This is a genomic window from Burkholderia savannae (assembly GCF_001524445.2).
Lineage (GTDB): Bacteria > Pseudomonadota > Gammaproteobacteria > Burkholderiales > Burkholderiaceae > Burkholderia > Burkholderia savannae.
This window is the reverse complement of record NZ_CP013417.1, coordinates 2926112-2942804: the sequence shown is the minus strand read 5'-3', so window position 1 is coordinate 2942804 and position 16693 is coordinate 2926112. Positions and strand designations below refer to the sequence as shown.

The window sequence follows — 16693 nt, the reverse complement described above, 5'->3', positions numbered from 1 at the left end:
AAATCGTAGGGAAGCTGCGATTCTAGCAGGGCGGCCGCTTGGCCGAAGTGCGGGCCGGCCGCGCGCAGCTGCGCACTTCCGGCCGGGTCGCGGCGCGGCGCTCGCCGGCGCGTTCGTCACGCGTCACGAATCGTAATATTCGGCGAATTGAAAGCCGCGCGTAAAGCGGCTATGTTTGCGTCGGCTGGCAACGCGGCGGGGCGGTCGGATGTTGCGGCGCAGCGCGGTTGCGTGCGGGCAAAAAAAACCGGGGCGGACTTTGCCCCGGAGCAACAACGACAAGAGGAGAATGGTGACGCGCCGGCAGCACCAGTCACGTACCGTAAAGACAGACTACGCAGCTCGGAAGAAGTTCGAAAAATTTTTCGAGTTGTTACGAGCTGCCTCGAAAGCCTTGTCCGGCGGGGCTCGGCGCGCCATTCTCCGGCGGTCGAAATTACTGCGCCGCTTGCGGAGCGCGCAGGTAGATCTCGACGCGGCGGTTCTGCGCGCGGCCGGCTTCCGTCGCGTTGTCGGCGATCGGGTTCGACGCGCCCATGCCTTGCGCCGACAGGCGGCCGCCCGCGACGCCGCGCTGCGACAGCGCGTTCACGACGCTTTGCGCGCGATTCTGCGACAGTGTCTGGTTGTGCGCGGCCGACCCCGTGCTGTCGGTGTAGCCGACGACTGACGCGGTGATCTGCGGGTTCTGGTTCAGCGTCGACGAGAGGTCGTTCAGGAGCGGCGTGAACGCCGGCGTGATCGCATACTGGTCGGTCGCGAACGTGACCGAGCTCGGCACGTTCAGCTTGAGCGAGCCGTCCGGCTGTTCGGTGACCTGCGTGCCCGTCTGTTGCGCGGACGGCGCGAGCTTGTTCTTGATCGCTTGCCAGTTGTAGCCCGTCACGCCGCCGACGAGCGCGCCGACGCCGGCGCCGATCGCGGCGCCCTTGCCGCCGCCCGCCAGCGCGCCGATGCCCGCGCCGAGCGCGGCGCCGGTACCGGTGCCGACAGCCGTGTTGGTGCCTTGCGGGGTTGCACAACCCGCCAGCAGGGCGCCGGCGAGAGCGAAAACGGACAAGCGCGTCGCGATTTTGGTATTCATCTTGGTTTCCTCTCTTGAGTGACTCGACAAGAACAAAAAAGAACCGCTCTTTCGGCGGGGGTTGCCCGCGCGCCGGCTGTGCGGGCGCGAGCGCATCGATCAGTCCTGCTCCGGGCGGCCGGGCCTGCCGCGATTGCGGACAAGCCCCGTTCGCCAGGATGGCTGTTAGGACCAAGCGCGCCCCAGCCTCTACAATATAGGCGGTGTGGCCCCGATGTGGCCCCGAAGCGCGCCGCCCGCGAAGATTGCTCCGCAAGTCGGCTTTCCGCAATGGCGTGCAATAAATTCTTTCACTTTTCTCGCTTTTCGCCCTGATATTTGAAGGTAGTTGACGTTTTAGGCGATTTTGAGCGACGTTCCCACGGAGTTTCGATGAGTATCGACAGGGCGCTCGTCGACGCCGCACTCGCGGCAGTCGTCGACCCGAACACCGGCCGCCCGTACGCGGCGCACCGCGGCATCCGCAACGTGACGATCGACGGCGACACCGTTTCGGCCGACATCGTGCTCGGCTATCCGGCCAAGAGCCAGTTCGACGACGCGCGCGCGCGGGTCGCCGCGGCGTTGTCCGCCGTGCCGGGCGTGCGCGACGCGCGCGTCGCCGTGTCGCAGGAAATCGCCGCGCATGCGGTGCAGCGCGGCGTGCAACTGTTGCCGAACGTGAAGAACATCGTCGCGGTGGCGTCCGGCAAGGGCGGCGTCGGCAAGAGCACGACGGCCGTGAACCTCGCGCTCGCGCTCGCGGCGGAAGGCGCGTCGGTCGGCATCCTCGACGCCGACATCTACGGTCCGTCGCTGCCGACGATGCTCGGCATTCACGAGCGGCCGGAGTCGCCCGACAACAAATCGATGAATCCGCTCGTCGGCCACGGGCTGCAGGCGAACTCGATCGGCTTTCTGGTCGGCGAGGACAATCCGATGGTGTGGCGCGGCCCGATGGCGACGTCGGCGCTCGAGCAACTGCTGCGCCAGACCAACTGGCGCGATCTCGACTATCTGATCGTCGACATGCCGCCCGGCACGGGCGACATCCAGCTCACGCTCGCGCAGCGCGTGCCGGTGACGGGCGCCGTGATCGTCACGACGCCGCAGGACATCGCGCTCCTCGACGCGAAGAAGGGCCTCAAGATGTTCGAGAAGGTGAACATCCCGATCCTCGGCATCGTCGAGAACATGAGCATCCACGTGTGCTCGAACTGCGGGCACGAGGAGCACGTGTTCGGCGCGGGCGGCGCCGAGCGGATGGCGCGGGAGTACGGCGTGACCGTGCTCGGCAGCCTGCCGCTCGACATCCGCATCCGCGAGCAGGCGGACAGCGGCGCGCCGACCGTCGTCGCGGACCCGCAAGGCAAGCTCGCCGAGCGCTACCGCGCGATCGCGCGGGGCGTCGCGATCGCGATCGCCGAGCGCGCGCGGGACATGTCGTCGAAGTTTCCGACGATCGTTGTACAAAATACGTAAAATCCCGGCAGGGCCGCGTCGGACGGTGTCGGCGGCGTGGCGAGTCACGGTATCATGACGACTTTCCCGAAGGTCCCCTTTACCGGCCCGGCGGGCGCTCGTCCGAGCGTTCCGCCCGGCATGAGGATCGCATGAAACGACGACTCGACGGCGTGCCGGGGTGGCTCGCGCTCAATGCGCCGCTTGTCCTGGCCGCCATCGGCCTTTTGGCCGGCTGCACCACTTTTGCATCGCAACACGAAAAGCGCGCCGACGCGCTGCTCCAGCCGACGGTCGGCAGCCAGGCGCGCGGCACCGTGACGCTCGCCGAGCGGCCCGACGGCGTGCAGGTCACGTACAACTTCGCGGGCTTGCCGCCCAACACCGATCACGCGCTGCAAATCCACGAGCGCGGCGACTGCAACGCCGCCGACGGCTCGAGCGCGGGCGCCGTGTTCGCGCCCGCGGCGGACCGCCTGCGCGCGGGCGCGCGCGTCGGCGGCGATCTCGGCAACATCCACGCGGATGCGAACGGCGTCGCGGCGGGCTTCATCGTCGCGCCGGACGTCGCGCTCGACGGCGTGCGCTCGGTGCTCGGCCGCTCGGTGCTCGTCCACCGCGATCCGGGCGACCCGGCGTTCCCGCAGCACGGCGCGGGGCCCGCGCTCGCGTGCGGCGTCGTGCGGCAATGACGCGAGTCGGTCCGTTCGCGATCGCGTAAAATGTGCGCCTTTCACGGCCGCCGGAACGTCCGGCGGCATTCATCCAGACACGCAGCGTTTTCCGGCGCCTTTTTATGAGCATCAAGTCCGACAAGTGGATTCGGCGCATGGCCGAAGAGCACAAGATGATCGAGCCGTTCGTGCCCGATCAGGTTCGCGCCGCCGAGGACGGCCGCAGGATCGTCAGCTACGGCACGTCGAGCTACGGCTACGACATCCGCTGCGCGGACGAATTCAAGATCTTCACGAACATCAATTCGACGATCGTCGATCCGAAGAACTTCGACGAAGGCTCGTTCGTCGATTTCAAGGGCGACGTGTGCATCATTCCGCCGAACTCGTTCGCGCTCGCGCGCACCGTCGAGTACTTCCGCATTCCGCGCACCGTGCTGACCGTCTGCCTCGGCAAGTCGACGTACGCGCGCTGCGGGATCATCGTCAACGTGACGCCGTTCGAGCCCGAATGGGAAGGCTACGTGACGCTCGAATTCTCGAACACGACGCCGCTGCCCGCGAAGATCTACGCGAACGAGGGCGTCGCGCAGGTGCTCTTCTTCGAGAGCGACGAAGTCTGCGACGTGTCGTACGCCGACCGCGGCGGCAAGTATCAGGGACAGCGCGGTGTCACGCTGCCGAAAACCTGATCTGCTTGCATATCGATCTGACCTATCGCCAGTCCGGGTGACCGCTGCGCCAGGGCCTGTTCATGCCCGCGCGCCGCGGTCGTTCTTTTTGGAGAATCGCCCATGAAGTTTCGTTTTCCCGTCGTCATCATCGACGAAGATTTTCGCTCCGAGAACATCTCGGGCTCCGGCATCCGGGCGCTGGCGGAGGCGATCGAGAAAGAAGGCGTCGAAGTGCTCGGCCTCACGAGCTACGGTGACCTGACGTCGTTCGCTCAGCAGTCGAGCCGCGCGTCGTGCTTCATCCTGTCGATCGACGACGACGAGCTGATGCTCGGTGAAATCGGCGCGGACGGCGAGCTGCCCGAGCTCGCGACGGCGATCATCGAGCTGCGCGCGTTCGTGACCGAGGTGCGCCGCCGCAACGCGGACATCCCGATCTTCCTGTACGGCGAGACGCGCACGTCGCGCCATTTGCCGAACGACATCCTGCGCGAGCTGCACGGCTTCATCCACATGTTCGAGGACACGCCGGAGTTCGTCGCGCGCCACATCATCCGCGAGGCGAAGGTCTATCTCGATTCGCTCTCGCCGCCGTTCTTCAAGGAGCTCGTCAAGTACGCCGACGAGGGCTCGTACTCGTGGCACTGCCCCGGCCACTCGGGCGGCGTCGCGTTCCTGAAGAACCCGCTCGGCCAGATGTTCCACCAGTTCTTCGGCGAAAACATGCTGCGCGCGGACGTCTGCAACGCGGTCGACGAGCTCGGCCAGCTGCTCGACCACACGGGCCCCGTGGCCGCGTCCGAGCGCAACGCCGCGCGGATCTTCAGCGCCGATCACCTGTTCTTCGTGACGAACGGCACGTCGACGTCGAACAAGATCGTCTGGCACGCGACCGTCGCTCCAGGCGACATCGTGCTCGTCGACCGCAACTGCCACAAGTCGATCCTGCACGCGATCACGATGACGCATGCGATCCCCGTGTTCCTCACGCCGACGCGCAATCACTTCGGCATCATCGGGCCGATTCCGCGCGACGAGTTCAAGCCGGAGAACATCCGCAAGAAGATCGAGGCGAACCCGTTCGCGCGCGAGGCGCTCGCGAAGAACCCGAACGCGAAGCCGCGAATCCTGACGATCACGCAGAGCACGTACGACGGCGTGGTCTACAACGTCGAGCAGATCAAGGATCTGCTCGGCGACCTCGTCGACACGCTGCACTTCGACGAGGCGTGGCTGCCGCACGCGGAGTTCCACCCGTTCTACCAGGACATGCATGCGATCGGCGCGGGCCGGCCGCGCACGGGCGCGCTCGTGTTCGCGACGCACTCGACGCACAAGCTGCTCGCGGGCATTTCGCAGGCGTCGCAGATCGTCGTGCAGGATTCGGAGAACCGCACGTTCGACAAGCACCGCTTCAACGAGGCGTACCTGATGCACACGTCGACGAGCCCGCAGTACGCGATCATCGCGTCGTGCGACGTCGCGGCCGCGATGATGGAGCCGCCGGGCGGCACCGCGCTCGTCGAGGAATCGATCGCCGAGGCGATCGACTTCCGCCGCGCGATGCGCAAGGTCGACGCCGAGTACGGCGCCGACTGGTTCTTCAGCGTGTGGGGCCCGGACAACCTGTCGGACGAGGGGATCGGCTCGCGCGCCGACTGGCTGCTGAAGCCGAACGACCGCTGGCACGGCTTCGGCCCGCTCGCGGAAGGCTTCAACATGCTTGATCCGATCAAGGCGACGATCATCACGCCGGGGCTCGACGTCGACGGCGAATTCGGCGAGACGGGCATTCCGGCCGCGATCGTCACGAAGTATCTGGCCGAGCACGGGATCATCGTCGAGAAGACGGGCCTGTACTCGTTCTTCATCATGTTCACGATCGGCATCACGAAGGGCCGCTGGAACTCGATGGTGACCGAGCTGCAGCAGTTCAAGGACGATTACGACAACAACCAGCCGCTCTGGCGCGTGCTGCCCGAGTTCGTCGCGCAGTATCCGCTTTACGAGCGCGTCGGCCTGCGCGATCTCTGCACGCAGATTCACGACGTGTACCGCGCGAACGACATCGCGCGCCTCACGACCGAGATGTACCTGTCGGACATGGAGCCGGCGATGAAGCCGTCCGACGCGTTCGCGAAGCTCGCGCACCGCGAGATCGACCGCGTGCCGCTCGACGAGCTCGAAGGGCGCGTGACGAGCATCCTGCTGACGCCGTATCCGCCGGGCATTCCGCTGTTGATTCCGGGCGAGCGCTTCAACAAGACGATCGTCAACTACCTGCGGTTCGCGCGCGATTTCAACGAGCGCTTCCCGGGCTTTCACACCGACATCCACGGTCTCGTCGCGGAAGAGATGAACGGGCGCATCGAGTACTACGTCGACTGCGTGCGCGATTGACGATGACGGCAGTCCGCAAGACGCTCGCGCGCCTGGCCGCCGCCGCGCTCGCCGGATGGCTCGCGGCGGGCGCGGCGCACGCGGAAGTCGCGGCGGCCGATCCGATCGACGTCGCGATGCGGCAGTGTCTCGCGCGGCGCGACCGCTCGTCGACGGCGGGCCAGATCCAGTGCATGGACGAGGCGCGTCAGCGGTGGCTCGGCGAAGTCGACGCCGCGTACCAGCGGCTGCAGAAGGCGGCGCCCGCCGACGCGCGGCGCGGCTGGCAGGAGAGCCAGCGCCGCTGGCTCGCGTGGCGCAAGGACGAGGCGCATCTGGTGCGCGCGGTCTACGAGACGACGCAGGGGACGATGTACGCGATGGCGAGCGCCGACATGCGGCTGCAGCCGGTGCGCGACCGCGCGCTCGCGCTGCGCGGCGCCGCCGACCGCTACGCGCAGCCGGGCGGCGACAAGGGCGCCGTGCACCGCGTGCGGCCTTGCATGCGCGATGCGGCTTGCGAGCATGCGCTCTTCGACATGAACCGCTATTACGCGAAATTGCAGGCGCGGATGCCTGCGGCCTCGCTGCCGACGCTCGTCGCCGCGCAGCGCGAGTGGGCCGCGTTTCGCGACGCGACGACGCCGCTTATCAGCGAGGACGGGCGCGTGGATCTGATCGGCGCGCGCGTCGCGACGCTCAAGCGGTTCTCGGAGACGGTCAACAATCGCTGAGCGCTGAGCGCTCAGCGCCGAGCGCGCCGCGGCCGGGGTTCGTCTCCCGTTTCTTTGGCGCGAGCCGGTGAGGCCGCCCGCCGCCATCCTCGTGTCGATCTTGCGTGTCCGCTGCGCGGCGGCGCCGCGTCCGCTCACGCGTGCGCGGCGCGCGGCCCGAACCACGCGGGCACGAGCGCGACCGCGTCGTCGAGCGAATCGAGCACGCGCAGGCTCAGCGCGACGATCTCGGGTGTCGGCGCCTTCAGGTCCGGCACGGTGACGACGGACGCGCCCGCGCGCGTTGCGGCGAGCGCGCCGAAATCGCTGTCCTCGAACGCGACGCACGCGTGCGCGGGCAGGTTCAGCCGTTCGGCCGCGAGCCGGTAGACGGCCGGATCGGGCTTGCCGCGCTCCACTTCGTCGCCGCCCGCGATCGCGGCGAAGCGCTCCAGCACGCCGACCGCGTGAAGCCGCGTGCGAATCACGTCGCGCGTGGACGACGACGCGACCGCGCACGGCACGCCGGCGTCGGCGAGCGTCGTCAGGAGCGCGTGCGCGCCCGCCTTCAGCGGAAACTTCGGATGAGGCTGCGGTGCGGCGAGCTGCGTGCGCACCTGCGCGGACACCGAGCGGAACGCGTCGTCGCCGAGCAGGCCGGCGAGGATCGTCTGGCCTTCGCGGAACGAGCGGCCGACGATCTGCAGATAGTCGGCGGACGACAGCGCGACGCCGTGCGCGCGCGAGACGTCGATCCACGTATTCATGATGGTCCGCTCGGAATCGACGAGCAGGCCGTCCATATCGAAGATTGCCGCTGAGAACATGGGTTGTCGTCCGTGTATCGAGGCGTGGGCCGCGGGCTGCGCACCGTCGCGCGTTCGGGCGGCGTCGCCAGCGTGGTCGCCGAGCGCGCGGGCAGCCGAAAGCGGTGCGCGGCGATCGCCGCGTGTCGCTTGCCGCGCCCGGTTTCGCGTTAGCCGTGTGCCCGTCGATCGCGACGAGCCGCCGGCGCATATCGGCGCGGCCGGGCGCGCATCGCTTTGTGGGCTGCCCGGCGTTTCGCCCGGCAAATAAAAAAGACGGACACCATTCGGTGTCCGCCACGTGCATGCGAGCTTACTTGCCGAGCGCCGCGCGCGCCGCCTTCGCCGCCGCGCGCACCTGGTCCGGCGCGGTGCCGCCCGGATGGTTGCGGCTCGCGACCGAGCCTTCGAGCGTCAGATAGTCGAACACGTCGTCGCCGATCAGGTGCGCGACGTTCGGCAGCTCCTGCTTCATTTCGTCGAGCGAGAGGTCCGCGAGATCGATGCCGCGCGCGTCGCAGACCTTCACCGCATGCGCGACCGCCTCGTGCGCGTCGCGGAACGGCAGCCCGCGCTTGACCAGATAGTCGGCGAGATCCGTCGCGGTCGAGAAGCCCTGCAGCGCCGCCGAGCGCATCGCGTCCGGCTTCACCGTGATGCCCGCCGCCATCTCCGCGAAGATCCGCAGCGTGTCGGCCACCGTGTCGACCGTGTCGAAGAGGGGCTCTTTGTCTTCCTGGTTGTCCTTGTTGTACGCGAGCGGCTGGCCTTTCATCAGCGTGAGCAGCGCCATCAGGTGGCCGTTCACGCGGCCCGTCTTGCCGCGCGCGAGTTCGGGCACGTCCGGGTTCTTCTTCTGCGGCATGATCGAGCTGCCCGTGCAGAAGCGATCGGCGATGTCGATGAAGCCGACGCGCGGGCTCATCCACAGCACCAGCTCCTCGGAGAAGCGCGACACGTGCGTCATCACGAGCGCTGCCGCCGCCGTGAATTCGATCGCGAAGTCGCGATCGGATACGGCGTCGAGCGAGTTCGCGCAGATGCCGTCGAAGCCGAGCGACTTGGCCACCGCGTGACGGTCGATCGGATAGCTCGTGCCCGCGAGCGCGGCCGCGCCGAGCGGCAGGCGGTTCACGCGTGCGCGGCAGTCGCGCATGCGCTCCGCGTCGCGCGAGAACATCTCGACGTACGCGAGCAGGTGATGGCCGAACGTGACGGGCTGCGCAACCTGCAGGTGCGTGAAGCCCGGCAGGATCGTGTCGGCGTTCTTTTCGGCGAGGTCGATGAGCGCGCCGCGCAGGTCGTTCAGCAAGCCGCCGATGCGGTCGATCTCGCCGCGCAGCCACAGGCGGATGTCGGTCGCGACTTGGTCGTTGCGCGAGCGGCCCGTGTGCAGGCGCTTGCCGGCGTCGCCGATGAGGGCGGTCAGGCGCGCCTCGATGTTCAGGTGGACGTCCTCGAGATCGAGCTGCCATTCGAATTCGCCGCGCTCGATCTCGCCCTTGATCTGCGCCATCCCGCGCTCGATCGCGGCGAGATCGTCGGCGCTGATGATCTTCTGCGCGGCGAGCATGTTCGCGTGCGCGAGCGAGCCGGCGATGTCGACGAGCGCGAGGCGCTTGTCGAAGAAAACCGACGACGTATAGCGCTTGACGAGCTCGGACATCGGTTCCGAAAAGCGGGCCGACCAGGCCTCGCCCTTTTTGTGCAGTTGGGACGTCATGGCGATTCTTGAAAGGGGAGTGGAGCGGCGCGCGCCGCGAACGGACAACGCGGATTCTAGCATTCGCGCGGTGGGCGGCCGGTGGGGCACGGTCGGGGCGGCGCGAGGGGGCGGAGCGCGTGCGCCGGCGGTTTCGGCGCGCGTGCGGGCGGGCTGCACGGCGACGGGCGATACGGCGGGCCGGCGCGGGGGCGCTTGCGCGGCGGGCGCGATGGGGGCGCGATGGGTGCGCCGCTCGCGGCGGTCGCGAGCGGCGGCCGCTGTCATGGACGCGGCGTCGCCTGATAGATACGGCGGCGCAATCGGGGCGAACGGTGTGAACGTGCAAACGGCGCAAACGGCGCAAACGATGCAAACGATGCGACCGAACGCCGGCGCCCGGCCGAGTCGGCCGACGCGCCATCGCGGATCGCGCGACGCGCCCGCGTGCGCATCGCGTCACTTCAAATCGCAGGTGAGCGGCCCGATCGTCGGCGGCGTGCCGTCGGCGGGGCGCGTGTAATCGAACGCGACCGCGCAGCGCTTGCCGCGGCCCGTTATCTCCAGATGATTGACGGCCGCGAGGCCGGTGACGAACGTGAGCCCGTCGTAGCCGACGATCGTGCTCGCGCCGCTTTCGCGATGCGTGACCGCAAGCCCGGGCGGCAGCGGCGCGCCGGACGCATCCTCGAGCACGATCGACGCCGATGGCTCGCGCGCGATCGAGAAATGCGCGAGCACGCCCGAGCGTGACTGCGGGACGACGTTGCGGATCGTGTCGGATATGCGCGCGTCGAGCGGCAGCTTCAGCGTGTCGATGCCGATCCGGTTGTTCTGATACGCGTTCAGGTCGGGGATCAGCAGATGTCCGCCGCGGTCGGTCGTGCCGATCACGCGATTCTCGTGCGTCACCGGCACGCCCGCCGATCCGTCCGTCGATACGAGCGCGAAGCCGTCGTCGATGCGCCGGGCGAGGTGCGCGTTGCCGTCCATCAGCACGACGGCGCCCGTCACGTCGAGCGCCGCGTTTTGCCGCCCCGCGATCGTCTGTGCGAGCGCCGTCACTTCGCCCGCGCGGCCGAGGTATTGCGCTTGCGCCTGGCCGTAGCGCGTGCCGCCCGCGTCGCCCGCCTGCGCGCTCCAGCCGAAGCCGCCGCCGTAGTCGGGCGCGCGCATCGCGTTCACGTTGTAGACCGTCTTGCCGTTCTGCCGGCCGGCGTTCGTGTTGACGGACGTCCGGTCGCCGAGCGCGACGTTCAGGCTCAGGAACACGCCGCGCGAGTCGCGCTGATGGAAGTCCTGGAACGCGCTGATGTTGATCGACGCGAGGCTGCCGACGTTTACCGAGTACGACACCGAGCCGATGCGCGACGCCTGCAGGCCGGGGTACTTGAGACCGATGTAGCTGATCGCGAACGTCTGCGACCGGATGAACGGCAGCGACAGCGTCACGCGATCGGTCGCGCTCGGCACCGGCGTGCCGTCGCGCGCGGCGAGGTCGCCGTAGTTGCCGAACGCGCGCAGCGTCTCGGCGTCGATCGAGAAGCGCGGGCGCACGAGCTGATAGCCGATGCCGACCTGCGTGCCGGTGAGGCGCCCGAGGCTCTGCGCGACCGACGCGCTCGCGACGCCCGCGCCGCCGAGCCGCACGAGCGTGCCGGCGCCCGCGTTGTAGAGGCCGGGCGTCGCTTCCGCATGCGCTTCGACGGTCAGGCTGTCGGTCGCGCCGTAGCGCGCGGTCGCGCTCGCGGCCGGACGGCGCGCGTAGTCGAACGAGCGCAGGCCCCACGCGCGCCGCAAAAAGCCCGCCTCGACCGAGTAGCTCGCGAGGCCCGGCGCGAGCATTCGCGTGTCGATGTAGAGCGGCAGCGACGTCGCGATCGTGCGCCCGAGCGCGTCGCGCGTGACGACGGTGGCGTTGCCCCCGCCCGTGATGCCCGGCACGCTGTTGATGACGAACGGGCCGCTCGGCACGTCGCTGCTGAACTGGCGCACGCCGTTCACGTACAGATCGACCGTCGACGGCACGACGGCCGTGCCCGCGAGCGAGGGCACCGGGAACGTCACGAGATCGGGGCGCAGCGCGAAGTTGCTGCGCCATTGCAGGCCGCCGAGGCGCAGCGAGCGCGTCCATGCGAGCGACGACGAGATCGTGTCGCCGAACTGCGTCGTCGTGAGCGAGTTCGGATCGGACCTGCTCCACGACGTGTCGTAGCGCGTGTAGCGCTGGCCGCCGTGCTGGAAATACGCGACGCCCGTGCTGCTGAACACGCCCGCCGGATCGAAGTAGCGCGCTTCGTGCCAGAGCGCGGCGCCCGCGCGGTCGGTCGTCTGCGCGTACAGGTCGTAGTTCAGCACGACGCCGCGGCCGGCGCTCGCGGGGACCGTCGGCGCGAGCGCGCGCGTGTCGAACGTGTGCGGGATGCGCAGCGAGTCGGGCGCGTCGAGGTCGATGGTTTGGCGCGCCGCGTCGTAGCGGTAGCGCAGCGAGTCGAGCGCATCGAGCGCGACGAGCGCGTTCGCCGGCTGCCGCAGCCGGGACGTCGCGATGCCGATGTCGTTCAGGTCGTCCTGGCTCGCGTAGAAGCGGCCGTCGGCGACGACGAAGTGCACGATCAGGTGCGTCGGCTGGCCGTTCAGCGAGACGGCGAGATACAGGTCGTTCGCGGTCACGGTTGCGTCCGCGCCGGGCACGGGCAGGCTCGTCGTCGGGTTGGGCGGTGCGGACAGCGCGGGGGGCGCGGCGGCCACGGCGAGCGGGGTTCGGGCGTTGGCCGAAGCGGGGGAGGCGCGCGATGCGGCCGGTGCGGGCGACGTCGCCGGAGAGGGCGATGCCGGCGATGTGGGCGACGCGAACGGCAACGGCGATCCGCCCGGCGAAGGCGACGTGGACGGCGACGGCAATGCCGATGGCGAGGATTGCAAAAACGGCAACGACGGGTGCGACGAGGACGGCGAGGATGACACAGACGACAAAGACGACAAAGACGACAAAGACGACAAAGACGGCACGGACGGCACGGACGACACGGACGACACGGACGACACGGACGACACGGACGACACGGACGACACGGACGACACGGACGACGCAACCGACTCGCTCCCATTCGCCACCGCCGCGAACCCGCCCGTCGACGTCACCGCGTCAACCGTTGCGGGCGCAACGACCGCGCCGGCCGCCGCCGCCGATGCGCCGCCCGATCCCGCGCGCACGGCGGCGCCGCTGAGCACGCGATCGACGGACGCCCCCGCGGATGTCCTCACGGAGCCCGACGCGAGCACGGCCGGACTCGCCGGCGCGGCGCGCGTTGCCGCATCCTCGGCGCCGGTTTCACCCGAAGCCGATGAGCTTTGCGCGTGCGCGCCCCGGCTCGCCGCGGCAGCGGCGAATGTCGCGGCGGCGAGTGCGATCGTCAGTCCGACGAACCGTCGATGCCGCCCAGGGTCCGTCGAGCGATGCGCGATGCGGACAGTCGGCACGTTCGAGCGAGTGGTTTGGAGGAACGGTCGAAGTGTGTCGTCAAGGCGGGCTCACGTCCGCCTCGACAGGTTGGGTGTTGATCGTCGCGCGCACCTTGCGGATGCGCGGCACGATCCGCGTCGCGTCGAGATGCAGCGGCCACTGCCGCATGCTGCCGGCGAGCGCGTAGCCGAGAAGGCCGGGGGCGATCTCGTAAGTCTTGCCGGCGTCGTCGACGAGCCGCACCGATGCGACCTGCGCATGCCGCCCGCCGTCGTTCGCCACGCGCAACAGCCAGCCCGACGCGCCGCGCACGATACGCCATGTGAGCTTCGGCGGGCCGAGCGCGGTGTCGGGCGCGACGAACACCGGAATCGAGTAGCGCAGCCGGATCGCGATGCCGTTGACGACGGGCGCGTCGCGCGTCGGCAACTCGTCGATCAGCACGCGATAGCTTTCCTCTGCGCGCGGCTTGTCGTGCGCGACGCGCACGAGCCGCACGAGCTGCTCGCTCTGCCCGCCGATCTGCAGCAGCGGCGGACTCGCGACGAGCCCCGGCGCGGGCACGAGCACGTCGTCGCCCTGCTCCTGGCTCCAGCGGAAGGTGCGCACCTGCCCGTAGATCGCCCGCGCGTCGGGGTTGCGCAGCATGACGCCCGCCGCCGGATTGTCGGCCGCCATCTCGACCGTGACGGGCGAGATCTGCAGCGTCGCGGCGCGGGCGGCCGGGACGGTGGCGGCAGCGACGGCGAGAACGGCGAGAACGGCGAGAACGGCGAGCCACCGGCGGACGAGCGACGTCACGGGCGGCTCAGAACGTGATGGTCGCGGTGATGGTCGTCTGGTAGGTGTCGGGTTGCGGCGTCGTCTGTGCGGGCACCTGGCCGTACACGGTCAGCGTCTGCGCGGTGCCGTTGCCGGTGCCGCTCACGGTGTCGGTGCCGACCGTGTTGCCCCACGGCGTCGAGTGTCCCGCGTTCTGATAGAGCTGGAAGCCGACCGTCGTGCTGGTGTTGCCGGACGCCGTGCCGGCGAGCAGGCGGCTCGAGACGCTCGAGCCGGACACGCTGCCCGGGTCGAGGCCGACGTTGTACGTCGTCGTGTTCGTGCAGGTGACGGACAGCGTCGTCTGCTGATTGACCGCCGACGCCAGCACGCCGGTCGTGCCGAACGACAGCGGGTTGGCGGAGATCGTGCAGTTGGCCTGGATCGTCAGCGAGACGTTGAAGGTGGCGGTGGCAGTCGCGGCCGATGCCGGACGAAACGACGGCGTGGCGACGAGGACAGCGGCGGCGAGGGCCGACAACAGAGGGCGTTGAAGGACATGCATCGCAATCGCTCCGTAGCTATGGTTATTTTCCCGTCACTATTCCGCCGCAGGCATCGAAATGTCAGGTGCGCCGTTCAATGAGCGCGCGATAAGCCGAAGACATGATTTTTTTGCGTTCCTAACAAGCCTAGTCGACGATTTCATTCCCGGCAACGGGAAAATGCCGGTGAATGATCGGGAGAAAAGCCTACGTAACCGGTGCAATACACTTTCAGGCAATGACGGCAAAATTCGTGAAAGCCGGATGGCCGCCGACGGCCGCCGGGCGGCGTTTTTCGGCCGGCGTGCAGTCGGCCGGATTCGGTCGGCCGGATTCGGATGAACGAATCCGGATGAATTCGGAATTTCCTCGCTGCGTGTCGGCGACGGTCGAGCCACTTTATGCCGTTCGCCGAAAATCGAATGGCGCGTGCCGATGGTTATACTGAAGCCGGTCCGAATGCTTGAGATACGTCAAAAAATGGCGATGACAAAATTCAGGCAGCGCGATTTGAAACAATGGCTGCTCGCGATGCTCGTTGCGTTGCTGATGGCGGGCCCGTGGAGCGCCGCACGCGCCGAGACGTGCTCGGTCACGACGCCCGCGCCGGATTTCGGCTCGGTCGACCCGATCACGCTCGCGGCCGTCACGACCACCGCGACGATGACCGTCACCTGCACGTGGTCGGCCGCCACGCTGACGCCCAGCGTGCTCGTTTGCCTGAATCTCGGCGGCACGCCGCCGCGCTATCTGACGAACGGATCGAACCAGATGCAGTACGACCTGTATCAGGATTCGGGCCACACGCAGAGCTGGGGCTCGACGTATTACGGCACGACGCCGATCTCGCTCACGCTCGTGAAGCCGGCGCTCAGCACGACCGCGAGCTCGAACGTCACGATCTACGGGCAGATCGCGGCGAACCAGCCGACCGTGCCGACGGTCGGCAACGCGAGCACCACCTATTCGCAGACGTTCGGCGGCACGCTGACGTCGCTCGACTACAGCTTCTACACGCTGACGCCGACGCCTTGTGCGTCGCAGGCGTCGGCGGGTACGTTTGCATTCACGGTGAACGCGACCGTCGTCAACGATTGTTTCATCAACGCGACCAACGTCGCGTTCGGCTCGACGGGCGTGATCCAGAGCGCGCTGAGCGCGACGGGCACGATCAGCGCGCAATGCACGAACGGCGACGCGTTCCGGATCGCGCTGAACGGCGGCGGCAGCGGCGACGTGTCGTCGCGGGCGATGCAGCGCACGGGCGGGGGCGGCGCCGTCAACTATCAGCTGTATCTCGACGCCGCGCATTCGACGATTTGGGGCGACGGCACGTCCGGCACGTCGACGGCGACGGGAACGGGGAGCGGCCTGTCGCAGTCGCTCACCGTGTACGGCCAGGTGCCCGTGCAGACGACGCCCGCGCCCGGCACCTACAACGACACGATCACCGCGACGATCACGTTCTGACGAACCTTCGCCCGGCGTCGCGCGACGCGGCTCGCGTTCGCATGCGCGCGCGGGCCCGGGTTCCCGCCGTCACGCGTGTTCCCGAACCAGCACGACGAGCTTCAGGTCTTCGCGATGCGCGGGCTTGAGCGTCATCTGCTGATAGACGACGCGCCCTTCGCGCGGATGGTCGAACGCGCGTTCGCCGCCTTCGCGCTCGCCGACGTCCTGCGACGCCCAGTAATGCGCGAACGCGTCGCTTTCGGCGAGCAGCGAATCGATCAGCGCACGGGTGGGCGCGTCGCTCAGATGGCGAATCGTGTCGGCGCGGAATTCTCCGACGAGCCGCCGCGCGCGCGTTTCCCAATCGACGATCAGCGCGCGCGCCGCGGGCGACGTGAACGTGAAGCGCAGCAGGTTGCGCTCGCCGCGCTCGCCGTCGAGCCAGCCGGTGAAGAGCGCGGCGGCCGCGTCGTTCCACGCGAGCGCGTTCCATTGGCGATCGAGCACGTACGCGGGCGTCGCGATGAGCTTCACGGCGGCGACGAGCGTTTCCGGCGCGTCGGTCGCCGCGAACTCGGGCTCGGCCGGGTCGCGCTGCGCGGCGAGCTCGAACAGATACGCGCGCTCGGCGCGCGACAGCCGCAGCGCAACCGCGATGCGCGCGAGCGCGTCGGCCGACGCCGACACTTCGCGGCCCTGCTCGATCCACGTGTACCAAGTGGGACTCACGCCGCAGAGCTGCGCGACCTCCTCGCGGCGCAATCCCGGCGTCCTGCGCCGCGGGCCGGGCGGCAGGCCGAGCGCCTGCGGAGACAGCCGCTCGCGGTGCGCGCGGATGAATTCGCCGAGCGCGCGGGCGGGCGTTGAGTCGAGGGACGGTGGGGCGGACGGGCGGCTCATCTGGGTCGGGCGATGCGTGAGGGCGAACGGAAATACGGCGCTCCGATCGCCAGGCTGGTGGAGCGGATACCAGGATAATCGATTGTCTTGTACCGG

General features: G+C 68.7%; 13 protein-coding genes. 6 read left to right on the top strand and 7 right to left on the bottom strand.

The window, feature by feature from the left end; all coding sequences use genetic code 11:
* Positions 1–436: 436 nt before the first annotated feature.
* Positions 437–1084, bottom strand: coding sequence for an OmpA family protein (locus tag WS78_RS14500; RefSeq protein WP_038751797.1), 648 nt, complete (start codon positions 1082–1084; stop codon positions 437–439).
* Between the two features lie 372 nt (positions 1085–1456).
* Here WS78_RS14500 and apbC point away from each other — a divergent pair, with 372 nt between their 5' ends.
* From apbC to WS78_RS14470, 5 genes are all read left to right on the top strand, one after another.
* On the top strand, positions 1457–2545 hold the full coding sequence (gene apbC / locus WS78_RS14490; RefSeq protein ID WP_059574757.1) for an iron-sulfur cluster carrier protein ApbC: 1089 nt from the start codon (positions 1457–1459) through the stop codon (positions 2543–2545).
* 131 nt (positions 2546–2676) lie between these two features.
* Positions 2677–3216, top strand: coding sequence for a superoxide dismutase [Cu-Zn] (sodC, locus tag WS78_RS14485; RefSeq protein ID WP_038751791.1), 540 nt, complete (start codon positions 2677–2679; stop codon positions 3214–3216).
* A gap of 104 nt (positions 3217–3320) precedes the next feature.
* Complete coding sequence (gene dcd, locus WS78_RS14480; RefSeq protein WP_009892477.1) at positions 3321–3890, top strand: dCTP deaminase; 570 nt, start codon at positions 3321–3323, stop codon at positions 3888–3890.
* Positions 3891–3992: 102 nt separating this feature from the next.
* Positions 3993–6272 carry an arginine/lysine/ornithine decarboxylase gene (locus WS78_RS14475; protein WP_038751788.1) on the top strand — a complete coding sequence of 760 codons (2280 nt, stop codon included), beginning with the start codon at positions 3993–3995 and terminating at the stop codon, positions 6270–6272.
* A gap of 2 nt (positions 6273–6274) precedes the next feature.
* A complete protein-coding gene (locus tag WS78_RS14470; protein ID WP_038751786.1) occupies positions 6275–6985 on the top strand; it encodes a lysozyme inhibitor LprI family protein in 711 nt (236 codons plus the stop codon).
* 134 nt (positions 6986–7119) lie between these two features.
* On the opposite strand, the gene WS78_RS14465 is transcribed toward WS78_RS14470, so the two are convergent.
* The 5 genes from WS78_RS14465 to WS78_RS14435 form a co-directional block, all read right to left on the bottom strand.
* Positions 7120–7791, bottom strand: a complete 672-nt coding sequence (locus tag WS78_RS14465; protein WP_059574755.1) for an HAD family hydrolase — start codon at positions 7789–7791, stop codon at positions 7120–7122.
* Between the two features lie 292 nt (positions 7792–8083).
* Positions 8084–9493: an argininosuccinate lyase gene (argH, locus tag WS78_RS14460; RefSeq protein WP_059574753.1), complete on the bottom strand. Its 1410-nt coding sequence runs from the start codon at positions 9491–9493 to the stop codon at positions 8084–8086.
* A 438-nt stretch (positions 9494–9931) separates the two neighbouring features.
* Positions 9932–12223, bottom strand: a complete 2292-nt coding sequence (locus tag WS78_RS14450; RefSeq protein WP_060821368.1) for a fimbria/pilus outer membrane usher protein — start codon at positions 12221–12223, stop codon at positions 9932–9934.
* Positions 12224–12995: 772 nt separating this feature from the next.
* Positions 12996–13739, bottom strand: a complete 744-nt coding sequence (locus WS78_RS14440) for a fimbrial biogenesis chaperone (RefSeq protein WP_059574746.1) — start codon at positions 13737–13739, stop codon at positions 12996–12998.
* A 7-nt stretch (positions 13740–13746) separates the two neighbouring features.
* Positions 13747–14265, bottom strand: coding sequence for a Csu type fimbrial protein (locus tag WS78_RS14435; RefSeq protein ID WP_038751765.1), 519 nt, complete (start codon positions 14263–14265; stop codon positions 13747–13749).
* A gap of 439 nt (positions 14266–14704) precedes the next feature.
* On the opposite strand from WS78_RS14435, the gene WS78_RS14430 reads away from it, so the two are divergent.
* Positions 14705–15715: a Csu type fimbrial protein gene (locus WS78_RS14430; protein ID WP_059574844.1), complete on the top strand. Its 1011-nt coding sequence runs from the start codon at positions 14705–14707 to the stop codon at positions 15713–15715.
* A 69-nt stretch (positions 15716–15784) separates the two neighbouring features.
* On the opposite strand, the gene WS78_RS14425 is transcribed toward WS78_RS14430, so the two are convergent.
* On the bottom strand, positions 15785–16597 hold the full coding sequence (locus tag WS78_RS14425; RefSeq protein WP_038751763.1) for a helix-turn-helix transcriptional regulator: 813 nt from the start codon (positions 16595–16597) through the stop codon (positions 15785–15787).
* Between the last annotated feature and the right edge of the window lie 96 nt (positions 16598–16693).